The sequence below is a fragment of the Nocardia sp. CA-145437 genome, from assembly GCF_050956485.1.
Classification (GTDB): Bacteria; Actinomycetota; Actinomycetes; order Mycobacteriales; family Mycobacteriaceae; genus Nocardia.
In genome coordinates, this window is sequence record NZ_CP191204.1 from 454,809 (window position 1) to 480,381 (window position 25,573).

Here is a 25,573-nt window from a genome sequence, read left to right on the forward strand (position 1 = left end):
GGAATGACGCTCTTCATCGCCAAGGTCGAGGACGTGCCCGGAAGATCACGCTACGCTGGCGGACATGGTTTCACCCTCCCGTAGCAGTGCTTCCCGTCGCCGCCGGGAGGATGCGGGAAAGTTCTTCACCGGCTTTCTGCTTCTCCTCGGACTGGTTGCCAGCGTTTTCCTGGTCTTCAGTGACAACCTCCACCTGATCCGGGTGGGCCTGGTCGCGGCGCTCTGGGCGGCCGCCATCGGCGCCCTCGCCGCCACCCGTTATCGCAGGGAGGCGGCCGTCGACAAGGCGAAGGTGGGCGACCTCCAGAAGGTCTACCAACTGCAGCTGGAACGCGAGGTTGCTGCCCGCCGCGAATACGAGCTGGGCGTGGAGACCCGGGTCCGCCACGAGGTCGGCGCGGACGCCGCGGAAATGGCCGCGCTGCGCGCCGAACTGACGGTCCTGCGCGAGAGCCTGCAGCGCCTCTTCGACGGCGACCTGCCCTCCGAGCGCCCCGCCCTGCGGGCCGATGCCGTTCGCGTCCAAGAACTTCCGGGCGGCGACACGGTGACGGCTCCGGAAGCGGCGAATGATAACTGGCCGAACGCGGACCCCTGGGACCCGTGGTCGTCGCCCGATCAGGCAGAGGACGAGGACGATCCGCGCGCCCGCATCGCCCCCAAATTCGACCCCTCCCACCCCGAGCCCCCGGCCTTCGCCACCCCTTTCGACGACCCGGTCACCGCCGAAACCTCGATCATCACCGACGCCATGCGCCAGGACTACGAGGCCGAACGCGCCGCCGACCCGGCTTCCGAGCCCCCGGCCGCCGAGCCGGAGGCCCCCGCCGCCACGGCCGCAACTCCGGAGCCCGAACCCGCCAGCAACGGCCACGCCACCGAGAACGGCAACGGCGGCGCCGCCACCCCGGTCCCGCGCCTGGCCCCCGAGCCCGCCGCCGCGGTCCCCGTCGGCCGGGCCACCTCCCGCCGCCGTCGTCGCGACGACAGCGGCGACCCCGAAGGCACCCAGCGCCTCTCGGTCGCCGAGATCATGGCGAACCTGAAGTCGGAGAGCAGCAACTAGAGCGGTCCTCCCATGGCGGGTGTGGGGGCGTGGCCCCCGCGAGTCTCGAGGGGGTTCGGGGGCGGAGCCGGGCCGCGGGGAGGCGGAGGCCCGGGTTGCGAGAGTTGCCTATCCCACACTGGGTAGCTCTGGCGAATCGGCGGCGATATTCTCGCTCTCGTAACGTCCGGTACCCGCATGGCGGGACTGGAACGACTTTCGAGAGGACGAAGTGACCTCGGACAAGGATGTCTGCGGGACCGATCCTGCGCCTGCACGGTTGACGGTGGGAATCGTCTCGGCGGGACGCGTCGGCTCAGCACTGGGCGTGGCACTGGAGCGTGCCGGCCATGTCGTTTTCGGGGTGTCCGCGATTTCGGACGCCTCGGTGCGGCGTGCCACCACGCGCCTGCCGGATTCCCACATCCTGCCGGCCGAGGAGGTGGCGGCCCGCAGTGAACTGCTGGTTCTCGCCGTTCCGGACAGTGAGTTGCCCGGTCTGGTCGCGGGTTTGGCGGCCGCGCGCGCGGTGCGCTCGGGCACGATCGTGGTGCACACCTCGGGTGCGAACGGTGTCGGAGTGCTCGCGCCGTTGACCGAGCTGGGCGCGTTGCCGTTGGCGATTCACCCGGCCATGACGTTCACCGGGCACGACGAGGATGTGGCCCGGCTGGCGAACGCCTGCTTCGGCGTGACCGCCGCGGACGACATCGGCTACGCCATCGCGCAGTCGCTGGTGATCGAGATGGGCGGCGAGCCGGTGCGGGTGGCGGAGGAGAACCGCGCCCTCTATCACGCGGCTCTGGCGCATGGCAGCAACCACCTGGTGACCCTGATCGTGGACGCGGTGGAGGCGCTGCGCGCGGCCCTGTCCGGTCCGGGTCTGCTGGGTCAGCAGATCGTGGACGATCAGCCGAACGGCCTGGCCGAGCGTGTGCTCGCCCCGCTGGCCTCGGCGGCTCTCGACAATGCCCTGCGCCGCGGCCCGGCCGCGTTGACCGGTCCTGTCGCCCGCGGTGACGTGGCCGCGGTGGCCGCGCACCTGGAGGCTTTCGAGGCGCTGGATCCGCGCCTGGCCGCCGGCTATCGGGCCCAGTGTCTGCGCGCGGCCGAGCGTGCCCGCACCGATCCCGCTCTCATCGATCTGTTGGAAGGACCCCGGCCGGGCGGTCAGGGCCGGCGGCGGCGAAGCGAAACCACGGAGGCCCCCGACCGGCCGGAGAAAGGACACTGATGGACCCCAAGCTGATCGGAACCTACAAGCGCGGCGAGCTGACCGTGCACCACGATCCGGCCGTCATGACCAAGGTCGTGAAGGCGTTGCGTTCGGTGGGCCGCCGGGTCGCGCTGGTGCCGACCATGGGCGCGCTGCACGAGGGCCATCTGGAGCTGGTGCGGCTGGCGAGGGTCACCAACACCACCGTGATCGTGTCGATCTTCGTGAATCCGCTGCAGTTCGGCGTGAACGAGGATCTCGACAAGTACCCGCGCACCCTGGACGCGGATGTGGAGCTGCTGCGCGGCGAGGGTGTGGAGCTGGTCTTCGCGCCGAGCGCGCAGGACATGTACCCGTTCGGTCCCCGCACCACCGTGCAGGCCGGTCCGTACGGCGACATCCTCGAGGGCGCTACCCGTCCGGGCCATTTCTCCGGCGTGCTGACCGTGGTGTCGAAGCTGCTCAATATCTGTCAGCCGCACGAGGCGTTCTTCGGTGAGAAGGACTACCAGCAGCTGTCCCTGATCCGCCAGATGGTGGTGGATCTGAACATGGACGTGAAGGTGGTGCCCGCGGCCACCATTCGCGAGGCCGACGGTCTGGCGCTGTCCTCGCGCAACCGCTTCCTGAACCCCGAGGAGCGCGAGCTGGCCACCACCCTGTCGGCCGCGCTGCTGGCCGGCCGGCACGCGGCGGGCCGTGGCCCGGAGGCCGTGCTGGAGACCGCGCAGTCGGTGCTGGATACGGCGCCCGATATCGAGGTCGACTACCTGACCCTGCGTGGCTCCGATTTCTCCGAGGCGTGGCCGACCGGCAATGCCCGGCTGCTGGTCGCGGCCCGGATCGGCAGCACCCGCTTGATCGACAACATGCATGTTCCCGTCGGACAGGCCCTCGACGGCCTGCCCACCGTTCCCGACCAGCCTGCCCAGGCGACCCAGTAGGAAGGCGACGACGATGTTGCGCACCATGATGACGTCGAAGATCCACCGCGCCACGGTGACTCACGCCGATCTGCACTATGTGGGTTCGGTGACCGTGGATCAGGACCTGCTCGATGCCGCCGACCTGCTCGAGGGTGAGAAGGTCAGCATTGTCGACATCACCAACGGGGCCCGCCTCGAGACCTATGTGATCGCCGGTGAGCGCGGTTCCGGCGTGATCGGAATCAACGGCGCGGCAGCGCATCTCGTGCACCCGGGCGACCTGGTGATCCTCATCGCCTACGGCATGATGGACGCGAAGGAGCTCGAGAACTACGCTCCGCACGTGGTTTTCGTCGACGAGCGCAATCGCCCGATCGAGCTGGGCACCGATCCGGCGCACGCCCCGGAGGGCTCGGACCTGATCTCGCCGCGTTCGCTCACGATGGCCTGAGCGGCGGGGCGGGCATGCTGCTCTGTATCGACGTCCGCAACACCAGCATCGAGCTGGGCCTGTTCTCCGGCAGCGGCGAGCACGCGGCCCTGGCCCGGCACTGGCGGATGCACACCAATCCGCTGTTGACCGCGGACGAGTTCGCGCTGCAGGTGCGCGGCCTGATCGGCGCGGACGCCGATCAGGTGGTGGGTGTCGCGGCGCTGTCCACGGTGCCGCCGGTGCTGCGTGAGCTACGCGAGATGCTCTCGCGCTATTGGGGCCATGTGCCGCATGTGCTCGTGGAACCCGGTGTGCGCACGGGTATTCCGTTGCTGGTGGACAATCCCAAAGAGGTCGGCGCGGACCGGATCGTGAATTGTCTTGCGGCGTATCACCGTTTCCAATCCCCGGCCATCGTGGTGGATTTCGGGACCGCCATCTGTGTGGACCTGGTGTCGGCGAAGGGTGAATTCCTGGGGGGCAGTATCGCGCCGGGTGTGGAGATTTCCACCGAGGCGCTGATCTCCCGCAGCGCGCTGCGGCGCGCGGAGTTGACCCGGCCGCGGTCGGTGGTGGGCAAGAACAGTATGGAGTGTCTGCAGTCGGGCGCCATCTTCGGTTTCGCGGGCCTGGTGGACGGCTTGATCGACCGGATCCGCGATATCGACGCCTTCTCCGGCGACGATGTGGCGGTGGTGGCGACGGGTGCGACGGCGCCGCTGATCGTGCCGGAGTCGGAGACCATCGAGCATCACGAGCCGAACCTGACCCTGGACGGCCTGCGGCTGGTGTACGAGCGCAATCAGGCGCGCCGCACCCGCCCCTGAACCGACCGGGCGGAATAAAAGTGACGCAGTCGTCGCCGGGGGGCCTGGTGATTCCCGGCGATCCGCTGTTAAACTCGCCCTCGTGTCTTTCCGTGTGAGCACCCAGGAGTGTTGTCGAGGCTGATTCGCCTCGACGGTCGTCGAGGCTTCGTATAGCCCCCGGCCACTTTCACACTTCTTGGAGATGCGCTCATGCGTTCCTCTGTTCTTTCCTTACCTGTCGATTCGCGTGCCGCCGCCACATCGGGCCTGCTGCCCGAGGTGACCGAGCGCGCCACCGCCTCCGCCCTGCCCACCCGGCTGCGGCCGGCCGACCTGCTGCGCCTGACCGACGAGGGCGCCCAGGACGTGCTGGAGGGCCGCTACGATCACCTGCTGCCCGACGGCGGCCTGTGGCCGACCGAGAACCGCTGGGCCGCAAGGCTTGTCGCGGATGACGAGGTCGACGTCTGGCTGATCAGCTGGGTGGAGGGCAAGTACACCGAACTGCACGACCACGCGGGTTCGCTGGGCGCGCTGACCGTGCTGTCCGGCGCGCTCTCGGAATACCGCTGGAACGGCCGGGACCTGCGCCGCCGCACTCTCACCGCCGGCGACCAGGCCTCCTTCCCGCTCGGCTGGGTGCACGACGTGGTGCGGGCCCCCGAGTCCGAGGCGGGCATCACCGGCCCGCTGAATCCGACCCTGAGCGTGCACGCCTATTCGCCGCCGCTGACGGCCATGTCCTATTACGAGGTCACCGGCCACGGCACCCTGCGGCGCACCCGTTCCGTCCTCACCGACCAGCCCGAAGGCGAACTCGAATGACCCACATGACGATCGACGGCATGCTCGCCCAAGCGCGCCGGCAGCTGCGTCGCCTGCTCCCGATCGAATTGCCGCAGGCCATCGCCCGCGGCGCGATTCTGGTGGATATTCGCCCGCAGGCGCAGCGCCTGCGCGAGGGCACCCTGCCGGGCGCGCTGGTCATCGAGCGGAATGTCCTGGAATGGCGTTTGGATCCGTCCAGTTCCGCGCGTTTGGCAATGGCCGAGCACCACGACGTGGAATGGATCGTCGTTTGCTCGGAGGGCTACACCTCCAGCCTGGCCGCCGCCTCGCTGCAGCAGCTCGGCCTGCGCCGCGCCACCGACCTGGAGGGCGGATATCAGGCGCTCAAGGCCGCCGGCCTGCTGACCGTCGCCGCCTCGGCGCCCCACTTCGAACGCGAGGTCGCCACCCTGGCGTGGCTGTAGCTTTCGAGGGAGGCGGGGGAGTGAAAAAGGTTTCCGCCGCAGGATAGGCTGGGTACCCGTGAGCACCCCTCCCTCCTCTTCTTCTGCAAGCACGACCGTTTCCGCTGGGCAAAAGCGTGCCGCGGCGCCCGCGGTGGAGCATGACGTCCCCGAGCAGATGCGGATTCGCCAGGAGAAGCGGGAACGGTTGCTGGGGGAGGGCCGCGAGGCTTATCCGGTGGTGGTGGACCGCACCCACACGCTCGCCGAAATTCGGGCGGCCTATCCGGAGCTGGCGCCCGATACCCAGACCGGTCAGACGGTCGGGATCGCGGCCCGCGTCATTTTCGTCCGTAATACCGGCAAGTTGTGTTTCGCCACCCTGCAGGAGGGCGACGGCACCAAGCTGCAGGCGATGATCAGCCTGAACGGGGTCGGCGCGGAGTCGCTGGCGGCCTGGAAGGCCGACGTCGACCTGGGTGACTTCGTGTTCGTACGCGGTGAGGTGATCGCCTCGCGCAGCGGCGAATTGAGCGTCATGGCCGACTCCTGGGAGATGGCGGCGAAGTCGCTGCGCCCGCTGCCGGTGGCGCACAAGGAGATGAACGAGGAGTCCCGGGTCCGGCAGCGCTATGTCGACCTGATCGTGCGCCCGGAGGCGCGTGAGATGGCCCGCACCCGCGTCGCCGCGGTGCGCGCGCTGCGAAACGCGTTGGAGCGCAGGGGATTCCTCGAGGTCGAGACCCCGATGCTGCAGACCATCCACGGTGGCGCGGCGGCCCGTCCGTTCGCCACCCACTCCAACGCGCTCGACATGGAGCTGTTCCTGCGCATCGCGCCGGAGCTGTTCCTGAAGCGTTGCGTGGTGGGCGGCATCGAGAAGGTCTTCGAGATCAACCGGAACTTCCGCAACGAGGGCGCGGACTCCACCCATTCGCCCGAGTTCGCAATGCTGGAAACCTACGAGGCGTACGGCACCTACGATGATTCCGCCGTGATGATGCGCGAATTGATCCAGGAAGTCGCGCAGGAGGTCTACGGCACGCAGGTGGTGACGCTGGCCGACGGCACCGAATACGATCTGTCCGGCGAGTGGGCGACCGTCGAGATGTACCCGTCGCTGTCCGAGCAGATCGGTACCGAGGTCACCCCGGAAACTTCCGTGGAGGAATTGCTGGCGCTCGCGGATCGGGTCGGTCTGGAAATTCCGCAGGGTAAGGGCTACGGCCACGGCAAACTGGTCGAGGAACTGTGGGAGCACGTCTACGGCGACAAGCTCTACGCCCCGACTTTCGTGCGCGACTTCCCGGTGGAGACATCGCCGCTGACCCGTCAGCATCGGAGCAAGCCCGGGGTTACCGAGAAGTGGGACCTGTACGTGCGCGGCTTCGAACTGGCCACCGGCTATTCGGAACTGGTGGATCCGGTGATCCAGCGGGAACGTTTCATGGATCAGGCGCGTTTGGCGGCTGCCGGTGACGACGAGGCCATGCGCCTGGACGAGGACTTCCTCGCCGCGATGGAGCACGGTATGCCCCCCACAACAGGAACGGGTATGGGTATCGATCGTTTGCTGATGGCCCTGACTGGCCACGGAATCCGGGAAACGATACTCTTTCCAATTGTGCGGCCGGCCGCCCGTTAGTTCTCCGGATTGCATTTCCGGGCCCTGTTCTGGGACTATCGGAATTAGCGGTATTCTGGCGTCGGGTAATCGGCCTGACTATGTGGGTCGCACGATTTCGAGAGGACGTTCATCTCATGGCAAAGAAGGTCACCGTTAGCTTGATCGACGATGTCGACGGTGAGTCCATCGCGGACGAGACCATCGAGTTCGCTATCGATGGCGTCTCGTACGAGATCGACTTGTCGACGGCGAATGCGGCCAAGCTTCGGGAGGGTCTGGAGACTTGGGTTTCGGCCGCTCGGCGCACGAGCGGACGGCGTCGCACCAAGGTGGCCGGCGCTCCGGCCGCGGGACCGAAGAACCGGGTCTCGATCGACCGTGAACAAAGCGCGGCCATTCGCGAATGGGCTCGCCGAAATGGACACAAGGTGTCCGCCCGTGGTCGTATCTCCGCTGACATCACCGAGGCTTACAACAAGGCCGCCGCTAAGAACTAGTGTCCGCTAGTCGCCGATTCGACTGCCGTCCGGGTGTTCGTGCGACCCGGGCGGCAGTGGTTTATTCATACGCTTTGCGTATAACCAGAGGATCAACTGCGATCTTGCTACTGCCCGGGGTGGCCAGGCACCATTGAAACGTGCAGACGACGTCACTGGCTGGGTGTAGAGAAGAGGTATCGGCACAGTGACCGCTTTCCACGGTTCCTTCCTCCGGGTCAAGGACCAAGAGGGACGCCAGCACGAGTTGATGCTGTCCTCCGACCAGCCCCGGATCACCATCGGCCGCTCCCCGCAGGCCGATCTCTCGCTGTTCTGGGACGCCGAGGTGTCGCGCCTGCACGCGACCGCGGAGTACCTGGGCGCGCACTGGACCATCGTGGACGACGGCCTGTCCCGCAACGGCACCTTCGTCAACGGTGACCGCCTGGTCGGGCGGCATCGATTGCAGCCGGGGGATGTCATCCGGATGGGCACCTCGCGGGTCACCTTCCACGACTTCAGCGGCGCCGCAGGCGATGTCACGCAGACCTCGACGGGCGGGCTGCCCACGCTCCGCTCGCTCACCGAGACCCAGCGGTCGGTACTGATCGCGCTCTGCCGCCCGCTGCGCGGCAACGACGGCTTCGCCTCGCCCGCCTCGAACCAGCAGATCGCGGCCGAACTCTTCCTCAGCGTCGACGCCATCAAGACCCACCTGCGCGCCCTGTTCGCCAAGTTCGGCGTTGAGGACCTGCCGCAGAACCAGAAGCGGGTCCGCCTGGCCAACCTCGCCATGCAGTCGGGCGTCATCTCCGAGCGCGACCTCTGACGGCTGGAATCTGATACCTGCGGGGGATGGTGGACTTCCACGCATGCGTGCGAGCTTGTGAGCCATGGGTTTCCGTGCCCGCTGACGGTTGACTGAATGTAGTTGATCGCCCGGGACCGACACGGGTGGCAGATCCAGTCAGGAGAGACCATGTTCGCACTTCGCACGGCCGCGCTGGTGGCGGCGACGCTGACCACCGGCCTCACCGCCGGCATCTTCTTCGCCTACGCGACCTCGGTGATGACGGCCTTGGGTCAGTCCGACGACCGCACCTTCGTCGATGTCATGCAGAAGATCAACGTGGTCATCATCAACCCGCCGTTCATGCTCGCCTTCATGGGTTCGGTGGGCTTCACCGTGCTGGCCGCGGCCCTGCACCTGGGCAAGGACACCCGCACCACGCTGATCTGGGTCGGCGTCGCGCTGGCGCTCAATGTGATCGCCTTCGCGGTGACCTCCGGCCTCAACGTGCCGCTCAACAACCAGCTGGCCAATGCCGGTGATGTCGGGCAGATCCCGGATCTGGCGGCGGTGCGGTCCCAGTTCGAAAGCTCCTGGGTGGCTTGGAACGTCGTGCGCGCGGTGATCCACACCCTGGCCTTCCTGGTGCTGACGGGTGCCCTGTTCGTGGCGGGCATGCAGCACGCCAAGGCGGACCAGAAGTCGGTGGCGGCTCCGGTGGCGGCCTCGGCTCCGATGTACCCGCAGTACGCCCCGCAGCCCGGATTCCCTTCCGCCCGGCAGTAATTCGGCACGCGATTCCGGCGGTGGCCGGGACCCGATATGCGGCACCACAAGCCGCCTGCGGGTCCCGGCCATCGCCGTTTTCCTGTAGTGAAACCGGTTTCAGAACTTACTCGCCAGTAATCCATCCTCCGTGCTTGTTTCCTGGCTAGGTTGTCGGAACGCGTTCTAATTTGGGAGGGAACATGCAGAGGATGCCCATGCGTGGAACGCCAGGATCACTGCTGATCATGGCGGTGCTGGCGATATTAGGGATCACCGCGAGCGGTACGGCTCGCGCGGAATATCCGGTCACATTCAGCTTCTTCGCGGGTATCCCGAACGAGCTGCTCAATCCGGGCGGCTCGCTCCCCGGCGCGAATGACTGGAACTGCAAGCCGACGGCCGCGCACCCCGATCCGGTGGTGCTGATCCACGGGACCGCGGGCGGCGCGCAGACCAACTGGGGCGCCTACGCGCCGCTGCTCGCCAACGAGGGCTACTGCGTGTACGCCCTGACCTACGGCGCCCTCGACGTCCCGTGGCCGTTGAACGCGCTGGGCGGGATGAAACCGATCCCCGAAAGTGCGGCTCAGCTGGCCGCTTTCGTGAACCGGGTGCTGTCGGCGACCGGCGCCGCGCAGGTCGACTTCGTCGCCCACTCGCAGGGCAACACCGTCGGCAACTACTTCATCAAGCGGCTCGGCGGCGCCGGCAAGGTCAACCACTTCGCGGCCATCGCGCCCCCGTGGCTGGGCATCTTCGGCGACCAGATGAACGTGATCCGGGCCTTCGGCCAGCAGCTCGGCGCGACCGCGGACCAGATCGACAACCTGGCCACCATGGGCGTCATCTGCCAGGCCTGCCCGGAGATGCTCGGCAACTCCTCCTTCATGAACGCCCTGAACGCCGACGGCGTGTTCGACCCGTCGGTCACCTACACCAACCTGGCCTCCAACTTCGACGAGGCGGTGTGGCCGTCGATCGCCCTGGTCCCGGGCGCGAACGTCACCAACGACCTGATGCAGGAGGACTGCGCCCTCGACTTCTCCGATCACATGGCCATCGCGGGCAGCCGCCGCGCGGCCATGATGACGCTCAACGCCCTGGATCCGGCGCACCCCCGTCCGGTCCCGTGCGAGTTCGTCCCGCCCTTCACGGGCGCCTGACCGGCCGGTTCACCGTGAGATTCGGGGCATCGGGAGGGATGACAAGGGTGCGGGGAACGACAACGGTGCGGGGAACATCGGGTTCGCTGTTGATCCTGGCGGTATTGGCGATGCTGGGGATCGCCGCGAGCGGCGCCGCTCGCGCGGAGTACCCGGTCAGCTTCAATTTCTTCGCGGGTATTCCGTACGAGCTCGCCGATCCCGGTGGTTCGCTGCCGGGCTCGAACGACTGGAACTGCAAGCCGTCCGCGGCGCATCCGGATCCGGTGGTGCTGGTGCACGGCACCGCCGGTGGGGCGCAGACCAACTGGGGCGCCTACGCGCCGCTGCTGGCCAATGAGGGCTACTGCGTCTTCGCGCTCACCTATGGCGCGCTGGATGTGCCGTGGCCGTTGTCGGCCATGGGCGGTTTCCGGACCATCGAGGACAGCTCCGCGCAGCTGGCCGCCTTCGTCGCCCGGGTTCGGGTCGCGACGGGAGCTCTGAAGGTGGATCTGATCGCCCATTCGCAGGGCAATATCGTCGGCCAGTACTTCATCAAGCGGCTCGGTGGTTCGGGGCAGGTGGACAAGTTCGTGGCCATCGCCGCGCCGTGGCTCGGCACCTACGGCGACAACATGGCCACGGTGCGGGCCTTCGCCGCGCGCTTGGGGGCCGATACCGCGACCGTGGACGCCGCGGTCAGCATGGGCGTGTGCCCGGCCTGCTCGGAGATGCTGGGCGGGGATCCGTTCATGACGGCCCTGAACGCCGACGGCGTCTACGACCCGACCGTGGCGTACACCAACCTGGACACCCGCTACGACGAGCTGATCGTGCCGTACACGATCGGCCTGGTGCCCGGTCCGAACGTCGCGAACTTCTTCATGCAGGACGGTTGCCCGATCGACTACTCCGACCACCTCGCGATCGCGGGGAGTCACCGCGGGGCGATGATCGCGCTCAACGCTCTCGATCCGGAGCATCCGCGGCCGGTCCCGTGTGAGTTCGTCCCGCCGCTCACCGGATAGCCGACGCGCTCGATTTCCCGGACTGACCGGCTTGTTCGCTGTGGGCGTAGCGAGTTCGGAAACGAGCCGCGCAACTGCCCCGTTATGACTGAATGAGTCGTACTGTCGCCGGTTCGCAATAGGGTGGACGGACGACGTGCGTGACCCCCGGCAACTAGAGTGGAGTCGGGGGATGCAACCCCAGGGCTTCATGGCAGGCTGGCGACCAGAAGGGCAGCACAGGGTCTGAAGCGCCGGATGCCAGTGATGGCGGAGCAGGAGAGTGAGGGAGCGATGTTCGAGAGGTTCACCGACCGCGCGCGGCGGGTCGTTGTCCTGGCCCAAGAAGAGGCCCGGATGCTCAACCACAACTACATCGGCACCGAGCACATCCTGCTGGGCCTGATCCACGAGGGCGAGGGCGTCGCGGCGAAGTCGCTGGAGTCCCTTGGCATCTCGCTGGAGGGTGTGCGTTCGCAGGTCGAGGAGATCATCGGGCAGGGCCAGCAGGCGCCGTCCGGTCACATCCCCTTCACCCCGCGTGCCAAGAAGGTGCTCGAGCTGTCGTTGCGTGAGGCGCTGCAGCTCGGCCACAACTACATCGGCACCGAGCACATCCTGCTCGGCCTGATCCGCGAGGGTGAGGGCGTCGCGGCGCAGGTGCTGGTGAAGCTGGGCGCGGATCTCAACCGCGTCCGTCAGCAGGTCATCCAGCTGCTGTCCGGGTACCAGGGCAAGGAGCCGGTCGAGGGTTCCGGTTCGCGCGGCGAGCAGGGCACCCCGTCCACCTCGCTGGTGCTGGACCAGTTCGGCCGGAACCTGACCCAGGCCGCCCTCGAGGGCAAGCTCGACCCGGTCATCGGCCGCTCGAAGGAAATCGAGCGCGTCATGCAGGTGCTGAGCCGCCGTACCAAGAACAACCCGGTCCTGATCGGTGAGCCCGGCGTCGGTAAGACCGCCGTCGTGGAGGGTCTCGCCCAGGCCATCGTCAACGGCGAGGTGCCGGAGACACTGAAGGACAAGCAGCTGTACACCCTCGACCTGGGTTCCCTGGTCGCGGGCAGCCGCTACCGCGGTGATTTCGAGGAGCGCCTGAAGAAGGTGCTCAAGGAGATCAACACCCGCGGCGACATCATCCTGTTCATCGACGAGCTGCACACCCTGGTGGGTGCGGGCGCGGCCGAGGGCGCGATCGACGCGGCCTCGATCCTGAAGCCCAAGCTGGCTCGCGGTGAGCTGCAGACCATCGGCGCCACCACCCTCGACGAGTACCGCAAGTACATCGAGAAGGACGCCGCCCTGGAGCGCCGGTTCCAGCCGGTCCAGGTGGGCGAGCCGACGGTCGAGCACACCATCAACATCCTCAAGGGTCTGCGCGACCGCTACGAGGCGCACCACCGGGTCTCCATCACCGATGGCGCTCTCGTCGCCGCGGCCACGCTGGCCGACCGCTACATCAACGACCGGTTCCTGCCGGACAAGGCGATCGACCTCATCGACGAGGCGGGCGCGCGCATGCGCATCCGCCGGATGACCGCGCCGCCGGACCTGCGCGAGTTCGACGACAAGATCGCCGAGGCGCGCCGGGAGAAGGAGTCCGCGATCGACGCGCAGGACTTCGAGAAGGCCGCGCGTCTGCGCGACAAGGAGAAGCAGCTCGTCGCCAAGCGGGCCGAGCGCGAAAAGCAGTGGCGCTCCGGTGATCTGGACGTCGTGGCCGAGGTCGACGACGAGCAGATCGCTGAAGTCCTGGCCAACTGGACCGGTATTCCGGTGTTCAAGCTCACCGAGGAGGAGACCACCCGTCTGCTCCGCATGGAGGACGAGCTGCACAAGCGGATCATCGGCCAGGAGGACGCGGTCAAGGCCGTGTCCAAGGCCATCCGCCGCACCCGCGCCGGTCTGAAGGACCCGAAGCGCCCGTCGGGCTCGTTCATCTTCGCCGGTCCGTCCGGTGTCGGTAAGACCGAGCTGTCGAAGGCGCTGGCGAACTTCCTGTTCGGCGACGACGACGCGCTCATCCAGATCGACATGGGCGAGTTCCACGACCGCTTCACCGCCTCGCGTCTGTTCGGTGCCCCTCCGGGTTACGTCGGTTACGAGGAGGGCGGCCAGCTCACCGAGAAGGTGCGTCGCAAGCCGTTCTCGGTGGTGCTGTTCGACGAGATCGAGAAGGCGCACCAGGAGATCTACAACACCCTGTTGCAGGTCCTGGAGGACGGTCGCCTGACCGACGGTCAGGGTCGTACGGTCGACTTCAAGAACACCGTGCTGATCTTCACCTCGAACCTCGGTACCTCGGACATCTCCAAGGCCGTGGGCCTGGGCTTCGCCCAGTCCAACGCGGAGGGCTCGAACTACGAGCGGATGAAGCTGAAGGTCAACGACGAGCTGAAGAAGCACTTCCGCCCGGAGTTCCTGAACCGTATCGACGACGTGATCGTGTTCCACCAGCTGACTCAGGACCAGATCATCCAGATGGTCGACCTGATGATCGGCCGCGTCGCCAACCAGCTGAGGAACAAGGACATGGAGATCGAGCTGTCCGAGAAGGCCAAGAGCCTGCTCGCCAAGCGCGGTTTCGACCCGGTCCTGGGCGCCCGCCCGCTGCGTCGCACCATTCAGCGCGAGATCGAGGACCAGCTGTCGGAGAAGATCCTCTTCGGCGAACTGGGCCCCGGCCAGATCGTGTCGGTGGACGTCGAGGGCTGGGACGGCGAGGGTCAGGGCGAGAACGCGAAGTTCACCTTCGCGTCCAAGGCCAAGCTGACCAAGAAGGCCGACTCGGCCGCCGAGGACAAGCCGGTCGCCGCCCTCGCGGGTGAGGCTCCGGCCGCCGCCTCCGGCGAGTAAGGCTCAGCGAGACGACGGAAGCCCCGCTCCTCCTTCGGGAGGGCGGGGCTTCCGCCATGTCCGGGGCCGAAATTCGGTGGCGGCGCGACTCCGGTGTGGTCGATGCTGGGATGCGATGCTCACCGACGCACAGATTGCCTCCTTCATCACCGACGGTTTCGTGAAGATCGACGGAGCCTTCTCGGCCGAGACCGCTGCCGCGGGCCGGTCGATCCTGTGGCGCGAAACCGGTTGCGACCCCGATGATCCCGTGACCTGGACACAGCCCGTCGTTCGGCTCTGGGACCATGCCGAGGAGCCGTTCGCCCGAGCCGTCACCGCCGCGCCCCTGGTGGAGGCGTTCGACCAGTTGGCGGGCGCCGGCCGCTGGATCCCGCGCCGAAGCCTGGGCAGCTGGCCGATTCGCTTTCCCAGCCCGGAGCCGCCGGGTGACGCCGGCTGGCATGTGGATGTCAGCTTTCCCGGCGACGCCGCGCCCGACGACTATCTGAGTTGGCGGGTGAACGTCTTCTCCCGGGGGCGCTGCCTGCTCATGCTGTTCCTCTTCTCCGATATCGGGGTCGAGGACGCACCGACCCGCATCCGCGTGGGCTCGCACCTGCGTCTGGCCCGGGAGCTGGAATCGTTCGGGGAGGCGGGTACCACGATGTTCGACCTGGCCGACTTCTACACCGCCACGGGGGATCTCCCCGAGGCCTTGGCCACCGGCGCGGCGGGCGATGTCTACCTGTGCCATCCGTTCCTGATCCACGCCGCCCAGCCCAATCGCACCGGCCGCCCCCGATTCCTGGCGCAGCCCCCGCTGCTGTCCCGCGAGCCTTGCGTTCTGGATCGGCCGGACGGCGCGTATTCCCCGGTGGAACAGGCCATTCGGCTGGGTCTCGGCGAGCCGGCGCGCTGAGGTTCAGCGGCTGCGGTCGATCACCGGTGCGAACGCGTCGGCGAGCTCGCCCGGCACCAGGATTTCGTCGATGCCGAGCTTCTCGCGGCGGTGCTCGAGGAGCTCGGCCGCCGCGCCCGGATCGGCGGGCAGCAGAGCGGCCGCGCCGGCGGCGCGCAGCTGATCCACGCTGAGGCCCCGGAACTTGCTCAGATAGGGCGGCAGGATCTCGCCGATGGCGACCAGTTGCAGGCTGAACGGGATCGGACGGTCGGTGCGGTCGCGGACCTGTGCGACGATGTCGGCCAGGTCGTCCTCGGTGGCGGCCGGATCGACGGCGAGGTGGATGCGGTCCGCGATCTCCGCGCAGGCGCCCAGCATGCGCGCACCGGACGCGGCGATGACGACGGGCGGCACGGGCGAGACCTCCGCGCGGACGGCCCGCACGACGTCCACCAGGTGGTCGCGACGCTGGGCCGCGGAACCGAAAGCGACACCGAGCTTTTCGGCTTCGGCGGCCGCATCGGGTCGTCCGGTCCCGAGTCCGAGCTCGAACCGCCCGTCGGAAAGAAGTTGCAGCGCAGCGGTTTCGCGCACGGTGGCGGCTGCCGACCGCATCGGCGCGGCCAGCACGTTGGGTCGTAGCCGCAGGGTGGTGGTGACGGCCGCCGCGGCGGCCAGTGCTGGGAACGGCGAGGGCGTGTAGAGCGTGTCGGGCAGCAGCACGGTGCCGTAGCCCTGCCGCTCGGCGGCCTGTACCGCGTGGATCCAGGTGGCCCCTGACCGGGGCGCGATGACAATGCCGAAGTTCATGCTCATGCCTTCGAGCATGCGCGGATTCGACTGGCGGGGAATCCGCTTCGAGTCGGCTTCGCGACTACGTCCGCGTACGTATCCGGCGGCGACCTAATCGGCGACCGATTCGGGGAGGTTCGCGTGATTGCTACCCTGCCCCGATGTTCGTGGTTCGTTCCTGTTTTCCGGTGTTGACCGGGCTCGCGCTCCTGGCGTCGACGGCGGCGTGCTCGGGCAGCGATGCCGCGTCACCGGCGACGGCCACGCCGCCGACGGGGACGACGACGGCCGCGGCGACCCCGTCGATTCCCACCACCTCCGGCGCCCTGCCGCCCGCCGCGGATGCGCAGGGCTGGCGGGATTCCTTCGCGCGCTGCGGTGATGGCGAACGCCCGGTGCTGCTGATCGGCGCCCTGCTCGGGACCACGCAGCGCTTGGCGGTGTGCGAGGAGCCCGGTGGTCCGCGGGTGCTGCGCGCCGATGTCCCGCAGTTGCGTGCGCAGCCGTTCGAGGCCAAGTTCTTCACCTTCACCGCCAACAGTCAGCAGTTCCTCGCCGCGGACGGCATGAAGCTGGACCTTTCGCGTCAGATGGTGACGATCACCGATGATCCGCAGATGAAACGCGGTGTGGTGCAGAGCTTCACGGTGGGGGAGTACTGGAGCACCTTCTGATCACTGCCAGCCGGGCCGGACCAGACCGGATTCGTAGGCCAGGACCACCAGTTGGGTGCGGTCGCGGGCGCCGAGTTTGACCAGGATGCGGCTGACGTGGGTGCGGGCGGTGGCGGGGCTGAGGTAGAGGCGTTCGGCGATCTCGGCGTTGGTGAGGCCCTCGGCGACGAGGGTCATGACTTCGCGTTCGCGGTCGGTGAGTTCGGAGAAGGCGGCGGCGGGGGCGGGTTTGGCGTGGGTGGCGAATTCCTCGACCAGGCGTTTGGTGACGCTGGGGGAGAGCAGGGCGTCGCCGCCCGCGACCACCCGGACGGCCTTGACCAGGTCGGCGGGTTCGGTGTGTTTGACCAGGAAGCCGGTGGCTCCGGCGCGCATCGCCTCGAAGACGTATTCGTCGAGGTCGAAGGTGGTGAGCACGATGACCTTCACCGCTGCGAGGGCTGGGTCGGCGGCGATGGCGCGGGTGGCGGCCAGCCCGTCCAGGACCGGCATGCGGATGTCCATGAGCACGATGTCGGGGACCAGGGTTCGGGCCAGGTCGACGGCTTGGCCGCCGTGGTCGGCCTCGCCCACCACCGCGATGTCGTCTTGGGCGCCGAGCAGCGCGACGAAGCCCGCGCGCACCAGCGCCTGGTCGTCGGCGATCACCACTCGGATCGGCATCGGTCCTCCTCGAATTCCCAGGTTACGCAGCCGGTTCGGGGTGGGCCAGATGGGTGGGCAGGCGCGCCTTGACCCGGAACCCCCCGTCGGCCTTGGGTTCGGCGGAGAGCTGCCCGCCCAGCGCGTGGGCGCGTTCGGTCATGCCGGTGATGCCGTGGCCGCCGGACGGAGACTGGGGCGCGGGCTGACGCGTGGGCCGGGTGTTGTCGATGGTGAGCTGTAGCCGTTCGGCCGCATAGTGCACGGTGACAAGCACGCTCGCGCCGGGCGCGTGCCGCACCACATTGGTGAGCGACTCCTGCACGATGCGGGCGGCGGCCACGTCGACCACGGCGGGCAGCCGGCGCGGTCCACCGGTGACCATGGTGTGCACCTCGAGTCCGGCGGCACGGGCCGGTCCGGTGAGTTTCTCGAGGTCGGTGATGCCGATGGTGGGCGTGGTGGGGGCGGCGACGGTGGCGGTGCCGCCGCGGATGGACCGCAGCAGGGCGTTGACCTCGCCGAGCGCGTCCTTGCTGGCGGTCTTGATGGCGGCCAGCGCGGTGGCGGCCTGTTCGGGCTTGCGCTCGAACAACTCCAGCGCGACCGAGGACTGCACATTGATCAGCGAGAGGCTGTGCGCCAGCACGTCGTGCAGTTCGCGCGCGATGGCCAGGCGCTCCTCGGTGACCCGCTGTTCCCGCTCCGCCGATTCCAGGGCGTGCTGGGCGCGGGCGCGCTGCCGTTCGGCCTGTTCCTCGCGTGCCGCGGCTTCGGCGCGCTGCCGTCGCGCGATCAGGGCGACGCGCCGCTGCCGCAGCCCTTCGGCGGCGGCCGCCAGCAGGAAAAGCCAAGCGAGCAAACCGAATTCCTGCCAGGCGCTGGTCCGGTACCCGCACCACCCGGGGACCGGCCACACCATGAGCAGATACCCGACGGCGACGAACGGGTAGGTGTACCAACGGGATCCGCGTACGGCGGCGGTCAGGAAGGCGACGACGAGCGATACGAAGATCGGCCCGTATCCATAACCGAACAGTAGGTACGCGACGGTGACGGCCATCGTCCCGTAGAACACCCCCAGCGGGTACCGCCGGCGCAGCAGAAGCAGCACCGGACCTACCGCGAGCAGCACGTATCCGAGCAGGTCGAGGGCGCGCGGCACGTTCTGATGATGATTGGCCAGCGGGCCCGCGCCGAGCTGTACCGCCCCCACCGCCAGAGCCGGGAGCACGTCGCGCCGACCCAGCCTTCCCCCGCGTGTGTCCATAGCTGCACCGTAGCGCCGTCGGCGGGCAGCGGCATCGTGTCGCACCGAAATACGTCCGGATACGGCCCCCGAATACGTCTCGATACGTACACCCGATCACGCGCCGGGACGGATTACTTTCCGTCCCCGGAATCGGATCGTGGAAGCCATGAACGAAGCGATCGCCGTCACCGACCGGCTGACCAAGCGCTACGGCCCCCACACCGCCGTGGACGCGGTCAGCATGAGCGTGCGCCGCGGCGAGATCTACGGGTTCCTGGGCCCCAACGGCGCGGGCAAGACCACCACGCTGCGCATGCTGGCCGGTCTCATCCGCCCGGACTCCGGCGCCGCGACCGTGCTCGGCCGCGCGCCCGGCGACCCGGATGCCTTGCGCCGCATGGGCGTTCTCATCGAGGGCCCCGGTTTCTACCCCTATCTCTCGGGCCGCGACAACCTGCGCGTCCTGGCCCGTTATCGGGGGGTCGGCGACGACGCGGTCGCCGACGCCCTGGCCCGGGTGGACCTCTCCGCCCGCGGCAAGGACAGGTTCCGCACCTACTCGCTCGGCATGAAGCAGCGCCTCGGCGTCGCGGCCGCCCTGCTCGGCCGCCCCGACCTGCTGATCCTCGACGAACCCACCAATGGCCTGGATCCCGCGGGCATGGCCGACATGCGGGAACTCATCACCGGACTCGCCGCCGACGGGCACACCGTCGTGCTGTCCAGTCACCTGCTCAGCGAAGTGCAGGAGATCTGCGATCGCGTCGGCGTCATCTCCGACGGCCGCCTGCTCACCGAATCGACGGTGCGGGACCTGCGCGGCCAGGCGTCCCTGCTCGTCCGCGCCGAGCCCCTGGAGGTGGCGTTCCAGGCCGTGCGCGCCGCGGTGGGGGAGCGATCCGCGCTGCTGACCGCCGCCGGAATCCGCGTCGACGCGGGATCCGCGCAAGCCCCCACGGTGGCGCGCGCGGTCATCGCGGCGGGCGCGGATCTGGTCGAGCTGCGCAGCGACGAAAAGTCCTTGGAAGAAGTGTTTTTCGAGATGACGGAGACAGCCAAATGACCGACCCCGGCGCACCCGGCGACCACGGCGGCGCAGTCACGGATCTGGTGGCCGGCGCCCGAGCCGAACTGCTGCGGCTGCGCAAGTGGCCCGCCTTCTGGATCGTGCTCGGCACCTGGATCCTGCTGAACCTCACCTTCGCCTATCTGTTCAACTACCTGGCCTACACGACCGGCAGCAGCACGCGCATGTCCAATGGTCTGCCCCGCGACGTGCTCCTGCAGCAGATGCTGCCCGCCGCGGTGCCGGAGGTGTTCACGCAGGGCATGGCGCTGTTCGGGGGTGCGCTCATGCTGGTGCTGGGCGCGCTGGCGACGGGCAGCGGGTACGGCTGGGGCAGCTGGAAAACCGCACTCACGCAGGGCCCTTCGCGGGTGGCCGTGATCGGCGCGGTGGTGTCGAGCCTGGCGCTGACGGTGGTCGCGCTGGTGCTGGTCGCCTTCGCGGTCGACACCGGCGTGGCGGCGCTCATCGCGAGCACCCAGGGGCAGTCCCTGGCGCTGCCGTCCCTGGGCCGGATGCTGCTCGGAATCGGTTCGGGCGCGGCGATTCTGGGCATGTGGACGCTGGCGGGCGCACTGATCGGGACCGCGGCCCGAGGTCCCGCGCTGGCGGTCGGTCTCGGCCTGGTGTGGGTGCTGGTGGTGGAGAATCTGCTGCGCGGCGTGGGCGCGATCTTCTCGCCGATCCAGGGGGTCACCGATCACCTGCCGGGTACGGCCGCCGGTTCACTCGCGGGCGCGATGCGCACGGTGAGCGGCCCGGCCACGCCGGGGGTGCTGAGCATCCTCTCGCGCGGCGAGTCCCTGATCGTGCTGGCCGTCTACGTGCTGCTGTTCGCGGGCGGCACGATCTGGCTGGTGCGCCGTCGCGACATGGTGTGAGGCACAAGCGAATACCGTGTGCCGCGACCGTCCACCCGACCCGTGGACGGTCGCGGCGCCGTGTCATGGCCGGGGTGAGTCCAGCACGCCATGCGCGAGCCTCGCGAGTCCGGCGGCGATCTGCCCGGTGCCGAGGCCGCGGTCGCGCTGCTGCCGGTACACCTCGGCGGCGAGCGGGGCGAGGAGGGCGTCCACCAGTGCATCCGGTTCGGCCACACCGGCTTCGGTGAGCAGTGTCCGTACGTGTAGCGCCCAGAATCGGTAGGCGCCGGTGCGGAAGCGCGCGCCCCCGGTCTCCGCGCCGAGCACCAAATGGGCGTGGGTGTCGAGCAATTCGAGCATCGCGGCGTAGAACGCGGTGAGCCGTTCGGCGGGCGGCGCGCCCGGCCCGAGCGGCGGTTCCCCGCGCAACAGCTGTTCCTGCAGCGTCTTCTCGTGTTCGTCGAGCAGGGCCACCGCGATCGAGCCCACGTCCGGGTAGCGCCGGTACAGCGTCCCGCGGCCGACCCCGGCGGCCTTGGCGATGTCGTCCATGGTGACCGTGCGCGGGTCGCGGTCGGCGAACAGTCGCGCGGCGGCGGCCAGCACCTTGGCCCGGTTGCGAGCCGCGTCGGCGCGTTCGACGGGCGCGGCCTGGTCGTCGATGAGCGGTAGGCCGGGGGTGTTCATGCAGCTCACTGTAGCCGCCGAGGTATAAGTGGACAACATGTCCGGTTCAGGTCTACCGTCGGAGAAGTAAACGGACAGCATGTCCACTTGATGGGAGACCAGCTCATGACCGCCCTGCTGCACCTCGACGCCAGCGCCCGCCGCAACTCCGTCAGCCGCCTGCTCGGCGCGACCTTCGCCGACGCCTGGCGGGCCGAACACCCCGACGGCGCCTACGTCCACCGCGACCTGGCCGCCGACCCCATCCCGTTCATCGGCGAGGGCTGGACCGAACTGTGCGACCGTGTCCTCGCGCACGGCAGCACCGACCTGGACCGCCTGGCCGACCTGGTGGACTCACCCGCGCAGCAGCGGGCCTGGGAAATCGTCGAACCCCTGCTCGCCGAGGTCCGCGCCGCCGATGTCGTGCTGATCGGCACGCCGATGTACAACTATTCGATCCCGGCGAGCCTCAAGGCCTGGCTGGACCAGATCACCTTCCCGCGAATGTCGCTGGCCCCCACCCGATTCGTGGTGGTGACCGCCCGCGGCGGCGCGTACTCCCCGGGCGCGCCCAAGGCGATCTACGACTACCAGGAGCGCTACCTGCGCGACTTCTTCGCCGGCCACTTCGCCGTCGAGGACACGGTTTTCGTCAACGCCGAACTGGTGAACGCCCGTCATGATCCGGCGCTGGCCCACCTGCGCGACAAGCACGACGCCTCCTACGCGGCCGCCCTCGACGCGGTCCGCGCGCTCGGTAAGGAGTACTGACATGAACTGGCTCGTCCTGGGTGTGGCCGGCCTGGTGGAGATCGCCTGGTCGCAGTCGATCAAACCGACCCAGAATTTCACCAAGCCGGTCCCGACCCTGGTGTGCTTCCTGCTCGCGGCGGTCGCGGTGTACCTGCTGTCCTACGCCATGCAGTCGCTGCCGGTGGGCACCGCGTACGCGATCTTCACCGGCATCGGGGCGGTCGGGGCGATCGCGCTGGGCGTGCTGGTGCAGAAGGACCCGCTCAGCGTGGGCCGGATGCTGGCGCTGTCCATGATCATCGGCGGCATCGTGCTCGCCCGGGTCACCAATCCCGGGTGAGCGCGGTCCGGGGCGGTATCGTCGCCGCCCATGAACGCTGCGCCCCCGCGGCCACCCGACCTCGCCGCGCGACCGTTCTCGCTGGTCGCCGAACGCATCATGGCCGCCTCCCCGGCCGAGCTCTACCGCATGGCCACCAGACAGTTCGGGACCTGGTTCGCGGACCCGGGTTCGGTGCGCATGCGGCCCGAGGTGAACGAGCCGTTCTACTTCACGGCGGGCGGCGGCCGCCCGCACTACGGGCGTTTCCTCCGCCTGGTCCCGGACAACCTGGTGGAACTCACCTGGATCACCGACGGCACGGCGGGCGCGGAAACCGTGCTCACGGTGGAACTCTCGGCGCACGGCGCGGGCACCGCCCTGCTGCTCACCCACGCCGGGTTCCCCGACGAGCCCGCCCGGGACCGGCACCGGCAGTCCTGGCCGCGCATCCTCGAACAGTGGGACCACAGCGCCGCCGCCGCCGGGTAGGTTCGAGCGGAAGTCGAGTTCCCCCATACGAAAGGACGTAACGATGCCTACACGTTCCGCGCGTACCAGCTGGTCCGGTGGTCTGCAGGACGGTTCTGGTCAGGTCGAGCTGGTCAGCTCGGGCGTCGGCAAGTACGACGTCTCGTTCCCCAAGCGCGCCGCCGACGCGGCCGACGGCACCACCAGCCCCGAAGAGCTCATCGCGGCCGCGCACTCCTCTTGCTACGCCATGGCCCTGTCCGGCGAGATCGGCAAGGCGGGCGGCACCGTGCAGAGCCTCGACATCACCGCCGACGTGACCCTGGGTCCGGACCCGGCCGGCGGCTTCCGCATCTCCAAGATCAAGCTGACCCTGGTCGGCAAGGCCTCCGGCATCGACGAGGCCGGGTTCCTGGCCGCCGCCGCGGCCGCCAAGGCGGGCTGCCCGGTGTCCAAGGCGCTGACCGGCGTCGACACCATCGAGCTGGACGCCAGCTTCGAGGCGTAAGGCGCGAACCGCAACTCGTGAGATCCCGGCCGGCGCCGACGTCGGCCGGGATCGATCGCCAGTGAATCCCGCTCGGTGAGAACGTGTTCGAGATCGCCGTGCGAACCGCACCCGGTCGTGCTGAGGTGTAGCGCGTTGCCGCTCTACGAAAGGGATTCGGTGCACACGAGAACCTGGCTGCTGCTGACCGCTGCCGTCAGCGCCTGCGCGGCCCTGCTCCCGGCGACAGCCGGCGCCGCCCCCGCCTCGAACTTCGACTCGCAAGCCCATCGTGGTGGCCGCGGACTGGTGGTGGAGAACACGCTGCCCGCCTTCGCGCACGCCCTCGAAATCGGTGTGACCACACTCGAAATGGATATCGCGATCACCGAGGACGGTCGCGAGGTCGTCACCCACGACAGCCGTGTCGACGGCGCGAAATGCGCTGACACCGCTCCGGTTTCCGCCGGTGACCCGCAATATCCGTATGTGGGCAAGCTGATCAAGGAACTCACCTTCGACCAGGTGCGCACCCTGGACTGCGGCTCCGCGGCGCAGGCCGACTTCCCCGGGCAGCGCACCGCCCCGGGCGCGAAGATGCCCACCCTGGCAGAGGTTTTCGACCTGGCCCGGCAGCGCGGGGCCGCGGGGATCGCCTTCAGCATCGAGCTCAAGACCAACCCGGCGGGCTCCGATACCCGCCCGGCCGCCGATTTCGTGAGCCGCGCCCTCGGCGAGATCGCCGGTTCCGGCTTCGCCTCCAACGTCAAGATCCAGAGTTTCGATTGGGGCGCTCTGCAACTCGTGCACCGCGCCGACCCGGCGATCCCGCTCTACGCCCTCACCGACCCGACCAAGGTGTACCCCTTCTCGCCATGGCTCGGCGGGCTGCATCCCCTCGCCTACGGCGGCAGCCTGGTCCGCACCGCGAAATCGTTCGGCGCGGCGGCCATCTCACCCATGGAATCCCTGCCGCCGGACGGCTCCGTGCAGATTCCCCTGGTCGGCGCGAGCATGGTCCAGGAAGCCCACGCCAATGGGATGCTCGTCGTGCCGTGGACGCCGAACGACGCCGCCACCATGCGGGCTCTGATCGACAAGGGCGTCGACGGCATCATCACCGACTACCCGGACCGGCTACGCGACGTCCTCCGCGAACGCGGCATGCCGCTGCCGCCCGTGTACGCGTAGCCGGCCGGTCCGGCCGGTGATCAGGCGTTCTTGCCCGCCACATCCAGGACGACCTCGAACTCCAGCAGCGACGCGCCGGTCGAGACGGGCTTGCGCGCCTCGCCCGCGTGCGCCTCGCGCGCCGGGCCGTCCCGCCATGCCGCGAAGGACTCCTCCGAATCCCACTGCGTGACAACGAAGTAGCGGTTGTCGCCGGCGACCGGGCGGAGCAGCTGGAAGCCCAGGAATCCGGGCGAGTTCTCGACCGCGTGCGCGCGGTGCGCGAAACGCTTCTCCAGTTCGGGGCCGGCGCCCTCGGGGACCTCGATTGCGTTGATCTTGACGACTGCCATGCCTGCGAATGTACTCCGGCACTCCGGACGTATCGTTCGGGGCGATGTTGTATGACGAAGGCGGCACCGGGACTCCGATCCTGCTGCTGCATGGGCTGATGGGCAGTGCCCGGACCTGGCGGGCGCAGCTGCCCTGGGTGCGGGAATTCGGGCACGTGTACACGTTCGACGCGGCCGGGCACGGGCGGCCCGCGCCGCCGCGGCTCACCACCGAGGCCTTCGTGGCCGATCTCGCGGCCGCGACCGCGCACATCGACGAGCCGATGGTGGTGATCGGGCACTCCATGGGTGGCCTGCACGGCTGGATGTTCACCGCCGCCCACCCGGACCGGGTCCGTGCGCTGGTGGTCGAGGACATGGCCCCCGACTTCCAGGGCCGGACCGCGGCGGACTGGGCGGCCATGGTCGAGGCGTGGCCGGTCCCGTTCGCGACCGAGGCGGCCGTGCTGGAGTTCTTCGGGCCGGTGGCCGGACGGTACTTCCTGGACTCGTTCCGGCGCGAGCCCGACGGCTACCACCTGCACGGCGAGGTGCCGACCTTCCGGGACATCTCCGAGGAGTGGGGCACCCGCGACTTCTGGGCGCAATGGAAGTCGGTGACCGTGCCCGCGCTGCTGATCGAGGGCGAGTACACCATCACGCCGCCGGGGCAGATGCGGGAGATGGCCGCGCTGCATCCGGACGCCCGGCACGTGGTCATCGCGGACGCCGGGCACCTGGTGCACGACGATCAACCGGCCGTCTACCGGGTCGAAGTCGAGGATTTCCTGCGTCGCGTCCTCGTTTGAGGGCGGGTGCCTTCAGTCGGGTGGGGTGGCCGTCGTATGCTCGGCTCGACCGCGACTCCTG

29 protein-coding genes are annotated in these 25,573 nt (G+C 68.7%); 24 read left to right on the forward strand and 5 right to left on the reverse strand.

The genetic code is table 11. From position 1 onward, the window contains the following. Positions 1–64 precede the first annotated feature (64 nt). From ACQPYY_RS02085 to ACQPYY_RS02155, 15 genes are all read left to right on the forward strand, one after another. Positions 65–1,066, forward strand: a complete 1,002-nt coding sequence (locus ACQPYY_RS02085; protein WP_433592591.1) for a DUF6779 domain-containing protein — start codon at positions 65–67, stop codon at positions 1,064–1,066. Between the two features lie 211 nt (positions 1,067–1,277). Then, positions 1,278–2,279, forward strand: coding sequence for a Rossmann-like and DUF2520 domain-containing protein (locus ACQPYY_RS02090; protein ID WP_433592592.1), 1,002 nt, complete (start codon positions 1,278–1,280; stop codon positions 2,277–2,279). Further along, positions 2,279–3,205: a pantoate--beta-alanine ligase gene (gene panC / locus ACQPYY_RS02095; RefSeq protein ID WP_433592593.1), complete on the forward strand. Its 927-nt coding sequence runs from the start codon at positions 2,279–2,281 to the stop codon at positions 3,203–3,205. The genes ACQPYY_RS02090 and panC overlap by 1 nt, the downstream gene beginning before the upstream one ends. 13 nt (positions 3,206–3,218) lie before the next feature. Then, on the forward strand, positions 3,219–3,638 hold the full coding sequence (gene panD / locus ACQPYY_RS02100) for an aspartate 1-decarboxylase (protein WP_357087483.1): 420 nt from the start codon (positions 3,219–3,221) through the stop codon (positions 3,636–3,638). Positions 3,639–3,652: 14 nt separating this feature from the next. Next, positions 3,653–4,447 carry a type III pantothenate kinase gene (locus ACQPYY_RS02105; RefSeq protein ID WP_433592594.1) on the forward strand — a complete coding sequence of 265 codons (795 nt, stop codon included), beginning with the start codon at positions 3,653–3,655 and terminating at the stop codon, positions 4,445–4,447. A 192-nt stretch (positions 4,448–4,639) separates the two neighbouring features. Next, positions 4,640–5,254: a cysteine dioxygenase gene (locus ACQPYY_RS02110; protein WP_357087477.1), complete on the forward strand. Its 615-nt coding sequence runs from the start codon at positions 4,640–4,642 to the stop codon at positions 5,252–5,254. A 5-nt stretch (positions 5,255–5,259) separates the two neighbouring features. Continuing rightward, entirely contained in the window at positions 5,260–5,682 is a 423-nt protein-coding gene (locus tag ACQPYY_RS02115; RefSeq protein WP_433594547.1) for a rhodanese-like domain-containing protein, read from the forward strand. Between the two features lie 157 nt (positions 5,683–5,839). Continuing rightward, positions 5,840–7,306, forward strand: coding sequence for a lysine--tRNA ligase (gene lysS / locus ACQPYY_RS02120; protein ID WP_433594548.1), 1,467 nt, complete (start codon positions 5,840–5,842; stop codon positions 7,304–7,306). A gap of 116 nt (positions 7,307–7,422) precedes the next feature. Then, positions 7,423–7,785: a histone-like nucleoid-structuring protein Lsr2 gene (locus tag ACQPYY_RS02125; protein ID WP_357087475.1), complete on the forward strand. Its 363-nt coding sequence runs from the start codon at positions 7,423–7,425 to the stop codon at positions 7,783–7,785. A gap of 187 nt (positions 7,786–7,972) precedes the next feature. Then, positions 7,973–8,596, forward strand: coding sequence for an FHA domain-containing protein (locus ACQPYY_RS02130; protein ID WP_379106162.1), 624 nt, complete (start codon positions 7,973–7,975; stop codon positions 8,594–8,596). A gap of 150 nt (positions 8,597–8,746) precedes the next feature. Further along, a complete protein-coding gene (locus tag ACQPYY_RS02135; protein ID WP_433592595.1) occupies positions 8,747–9,343 on the forward strand; it encodes a DUF1772 domain-containing protein in 597 nt (198 codons plus the stop codon). Between the two features lie 197 nt (positions 9,344–9,540). Further along, the gene (locus ACQPYY_RS02140; RefSeq protein WP_433592596.1) at positions 9,541–10,488 is read left to right on the forward strand and encodes an esterase/lipase family protein; all 948 of its coding nucleotides are present in this window, start codon (positions 9,541–9,543) and stop codon (positions 10,486–10,488) included. Between the two features lie 38 nt (positions 10,489–10,526). Beyond that, positions 10,527–11,498 carry an esterase/lipase family protein gene (locus ACQPYY_RS02145; protein ID WP_433592597.1) on the forward strand — a complete coding sequence of 324 codons (972 nt, stop codon included), beginning with the start codon at positions 10,527–10,529 and terminating at the stop codon, positions 11,496–11,498. 273 nt (positions 11,499–11,771) lie between these two features. Then, positions 11,772–14,330: an ATP-dependent Clp protease ATP-binding subunit gene (locus ACQPYY_RS02150; RefSeq protein ID WP_379106153.1), complete on the forward strand. Its 2,559-nt coding sequence runs from the start codon at positions 11,772–11,774 to the stop codon at positions 14,328–14,330. Between the two features lie 115 nt (positions 14,331–14,445). Then, entirely contained in the window at positions 14,446–15,231 is a 786-nt protein-coding gene (locus tag ACQPYY_RS02155) for a phytanoyl-CoA dioxygenase family protein (RefSeq protein WP_433592598.1), read from the forward strand. 3 nt (positions 15,232–15,234) lie between these two features. Here the strand turns inward: ACQPYY_RS02155 and ACQPYY_RS02160 are convergent, their stop codons facing one another. Beyond that, positions 15,235–16,029 (reverse strand): LLM class flavin-dependent oxidoreductase, encoded by a 795-nt coding sequence (locus ACQPYY_RS02160; RefSeq protein ID WP_433592599.1) that lies wholly within the window; start codon positions 16,027–16,029, stop codon positions 15,235–15,237. Between the two features lie 137 nt (positions 16,030–16,166). On the opposite strand from ACQPYY_RS02160, the gene ACQPYY_RS02165 reads away from it, so the two are divergent. After that, positions 16,167–16,679 (forward strand): hypothetical protein, encoded by a 513-nt coding sequence (locus tag ACQPYY_RS02165; RefSeq protein WP_433592600.1) that lies wholly within the window; start codon positions 16,167–16,169, stop codon positions 16,677–16,679. Here ACQPYY_RS02165 and ACQPYY_RS02170 read toward each other — a convergent pair whose 3' ends face one another. Together ACQPYY_RS02170 and ACQPYY_RS02175 are read right to left on the reverse strand one after the other, a co-directional pair. Next, positions 16,680–17,342 carry a response regulator gene (locus tag ACQPYY_RS02170; protein WP_379106143.1) on the reverse strand — a complete coding sequence of 221 codons (663 nt, stop codon included), beginning with the start codon at positions 17,340–17,342 and terminating at the stop codon, positions 16,680–16,682. It abuts the gene before it with no gap. Positions 17,343–17,364: 22 nt separating this feature from the next. After that, positions 17,365–18,591 (reverse strand): sensor histidine kinase, encoded by a 1,227-nt coding sequence (locus ACQPYY_RS02175; RefSeq protein WP_433592601.1) that lies wholly within the window; start codon positions 18,589–18,591, stop codon positions 17,365–17,367. 148 nt (positions 18,592–18,739) lie between these two features. Here ACQPYY_RS02175 and ACQPYY_RS02180 point away from each other — a divergent pair, with 148 nt between their 5' ends. After that, the gene (locus ACQPYY_RS02180; protein ID WP_433592602.1) at positions 18,740–19,636 is read left to right on the forward strand and encodes an ABC transporter ATP-binding protein; all 897 of its coding nucleotides are present in this window, start codon (positions 18,740–18,742) and stop codon (positions 19,634–19,636) included. After that, on the forward strand, positions 19,633–20,520 hold the full coding sequence (locus tag ACQPYY_RS02185) for an ABC transporter permease (RefSeq protein WP_433592603.1): 888 nt from the start codon (positions 19,633–19,635) through the stop codon (positions 20,518–20,520). The genes ACQPYY_RS02180 and ACQPYY_RS02185 overlap by 4 nt, the downstream gene beginning before the upstream one ends. 63 nt (positions 20,521–20,583) lie before the next feature. Here the strand turns inward: ACQPYY_RS02185 and ACQPYY_RS02190 are convergent, their stop codons facing one another. After that, positions 20,584–21,189: a TetR/AcrR family transcriptional regulator gene (locus ACQPYY_RS02190; RefSeq protein WP_433592604.1), complete on the reverse strand. Its 606-nt coding sequence runs from the start codon at positions 21,187–21,189 to the stop codon at positions 20,584–20,586. Positions 21,190–21,279: 90 nt separating this feature from the next. Here ACQPYY_RS02190 and ACQPYY_RS02195 point away from each other — a divergent pair, with 90 nt between their 5' ends. From ACQPYY_RS02195 to ACQPYY_RS02215, 5 genes are all read left to right on the forward strand, one after another. Next, on the forward strand, positions 21,280–21,942 hold the full coding sequence (locus ACQPYY_RS02195; RefSeq protein WP_433594549.1) for an FMN-dependent NADH-azoreductase: 663 nt from the start codon (positions 21,280–21,282) through the stop codon (positions 21,940–21,942). Between the two features lies 1 nt (position 21,943). Beyond that, positions 21,944–22,264 (forward strand): DMT family transporter, encoded by a 321-nt coding sequence (locus ACQPYY_RS02200; RefSeq protein ID WP_433592605.1) that lies wholly within the window; start codon positions 21,944–21,946, stop codon positions 22,262–22,264. A gap of 30 nt (positions 22,265–22,294) precedes the next feature. Further along, complete coding sequence (locus ACQPYY_RS02205) at positions 22,295–22,735, forward strand: SRPBCC family protein (RefSeq protein ID WP_433592606.1); 441 nt, start codon at positions 22,295–22,297, stop codon at positions 22,733–22,735. Between the two features lie 43 nt (positions 22,736–22,778). Continuing rightward, the gene (locus ACQPYY_RS02210) at positions 22,779–23,222 is read left to right on the forward strand and encodes an OsmC family peroxiredoxin (RefSeq protein WP_433592607.1); all 444 of its coding nucleotides are present in this window, start codon (positions 22,779–22,781) and stop codon (positions 23,220–23,222) included. 159 nt (positions 23,223–23,381) lie between these two features. Continuing rightward, positions 23,382–24,392: a glycerophosphodiester phosphodiesterase family protein gene (locus tag ACQPYY_RS02215; RefSeq protein ID WP_433592608.1), complete on the forward strand. Its 1,011-nt coding sequence runs from the start codon at positions 23,382–23,384 to the stop codon at positions 24,390–24,392. Positions 24,393–24,412: 20 nt separating this feature from the next. Here ACQPYY_RS02215 and mhuD read toward each other — a convergent pair whose 3' ends face one another. Beyond that, positions 24,413–24,724 (reverse strand): mycobilin-forming heme oxygenase MhuD, encoded by a 312-nt coding sequence (gene mhuD / locus ACQPYY_RS02220; protein ID WP_357087432.1) that lies wholly within the window; start codon positions 24,722–24,724, stop codon positions 24,413–24,415. Between the two features lie 44 nt (positions 24,725–24,768). Between mhuD and ACQPYY_RS02225 the strand changes: the two genes are divergently transcribed. Continuing rightward, complete coding sequence (locus ACQPYY_RS02225; RefSeq protein ID WP_433592609.1) at positions 24,769–25,512, forward strand: alpha/beta fold hydrolase; 744 nt, start codon at positions 24,769–24,771, stop codon at positions 25,510–25,512. Positions 25,513–25,573: the final 61 nt, after the last annotated feature.

Excerpts from the sequence above, each read along its gene's own strand:
- ACQPYY_RS02085 (WP_433592591.1), top strand. The coding sequence starts at position 65 with ATGGTTTCACCCTCCCGTAGCAGTGCTTCCCGTCGCCGCCGGGAGGAT.
- panC (WP_433592593.1), top strand. The coding sequence starts at position 2,279 with ATGGACCCCAAGCTGATCGGAACCTACAAGCGCGGCGAGCTGACCGTG.
- panD (WP_357087483.1), top strand. The coding sequence starts at position 3,219 with ATGTTGCGCACCATGATGACGTCGAAGATCCACCGCGCCACGGTGACT.
- ACQPYY_RS02105 (WP_433592594.1), top strand. The coding sequence starts at position 3,653 with ATGCTGCTCTGTATCGACGTCCGCAACACCAGCATCGAGCTGGGCCTG.
- ACQPYY_RS02110 (WP_357087477.1), top strand. The coding sequence starts at position 4,640 with ATGCGTTCCTCTGTTCTTTCCTTACCTGTCGATTCGCGTGCCGCCGCC.
- ACQPYY_RS02115 (WP_433594547.1), top strand. The coding sequence starts at position 5,260 with ATGACGATCGACGGCATGCTCGCCCAAGCGCGCCGGCAGCTGCGTCGC.
- lysS (WP_433594548.1), top strand. The coding sequence starts at position 5,840 with ATGCGGATTCGCCAGGAGAAGCGGGAACGGTTGCTGGGGGAGGGCCGC.
- ACQPYY_RS02125 (WP_357087475.1), top strand. The coding sequence starts at position 7,423 with ATGGCAAAGAAGGTCACCGTTAGCTTGATCGACGATGTCGACGGTGAG.
- ACQPYY_RS02135 (WP_433592595.1), top strand. The coding sequence starts at position 8,747 with ATGTTCGCACTTCGCACGGCCGCGCTGGTGGCGGCGACGCTGACCACC.
- ACQPYY_RS02140 (WP_433592596.1), top strand. The coding sequence starts at position 9,541 with ATGCGTGGAACGCCAGGATCACTGCTGATCATGGCGGTGCTGGCGATA.
- ACQPYY_RS02145 (WP_433592597.1), top strand. The coding sequence starts at position 10,527 with ATGACAAGGGTGCGGGGAACGACAACGGTGCGGGGAACATCGGGTTCG.
- ACQPYY_RS02150 (WP_379106153.1), top strand. The coding sequence starts at position 11,772 with ATGTTCGAGAGGTTCACCGACCGCGCGCGGCGGGTCGTTGTCCTGGCC.
- ACQPYY_RS02155 (WP_433592598.1), top strand. The coding sequence starts at position 14,446 with ATGCTCACCGACGCACAGATTGCCTCCTTCATCACCGACGGTTTCGTG.
- ACQPYY_RS02160 (WP_433592599.1), bottom strand. The coding sequence starts at position 16,029 with ATGAGCATGAACTTCGGCATTGTCATCGCGCCCCGGTCAGGGGCCACC.
- ACQPYY_RS02165 (WP_433592600.1), top strand. The coding sequence starts at position 16,167 with ATGTTCGTGGTTCGTTCCTGTTTTCCGGTGTTGACCGGGCTCGCGCTC.
- ACQPYY_RS02170 (WP_379106143.1), bottom strand. The coding sequence starts at position 17,342 with ATGCCGATCCGAGTGGTGATCGCCGACGACCAGGCGCTGGTGCGCGCG.
- ACQPYY_RS02175 (WP_433592601.1), bottom strand. The coding sequence starts at position 18,591 with ATGGACACACGCGGGGGAAGGCTGGGTCGGCGCGACGTGCTCCCGGCT.
- ACQPYY_RS02180 (WP_433592602.1), top strand. The coding sequence starts at position 18,740 with ATGAACGAAGCGATCGCCGTCACCGACCGGCTGACCAAGCGCTACGGC.
- ACQPYY_RS02185 (WP_433592603.1), top strand. The coding sequence starts at position 19,633 with ATGACCGACCCCGGCGCACCCGGCGACCACGGCGGCGCAGTCACGGAT.
- ACQPYY_RS02190 (WP_433592604.1), bottom strand. The coding sequence starts at position 21,189 with ATGAACACCCCCGGCCTACCGCTCATCGACGACCAGGCCGCGCCCGTC.
- ACQPYY_RS02195 (WP_433594549.1), top strand. The coding sequence starts at position 21,280 with ATGGGAGACCAGCTCATGACCGCCCTGCTGCACCTCGACGCCAGCGCC.
- ACQPYY_RS02200 (WP_433592605.1), top strand. The coding sequence starts at position 21,944 with ATGAACTGGCTCGTCCTGGGTGTGGCCGGCCTGGTGGAGATCGCCTGG.
- ACQPYY_RS02205 (WP_433592606.1), top strand. The coding sequence starts at position 22,295 with ATGAACGCTGCGCCCCCGCGGCCACCCGACCTCGCCGCGCGACCGTTC.
- ACQPYY_RS02210 (WP_433592607.1), top strand. The coding sequence starts at position 22,779 with ATGCCTACACGTTCCGCGCGTACCAGCTGGTCCGGTGGTCTGCAGGAC.
- mhuD (WP_357087432.1), bottom strand. The coding sequence starts at position 24,724 with ATGGCAGTCGTCAAGATCAACGCAATCGAGGTCCCCGAGGGCGCCGGC.
- ACQPYY_RS02225 (WP_433592609.1), top strand. The coding sequence starts at position 24,769 with ATGTTGTATGACGAAGGCGGCACCGGGACTCCGATCCTGCTGCTGCAT.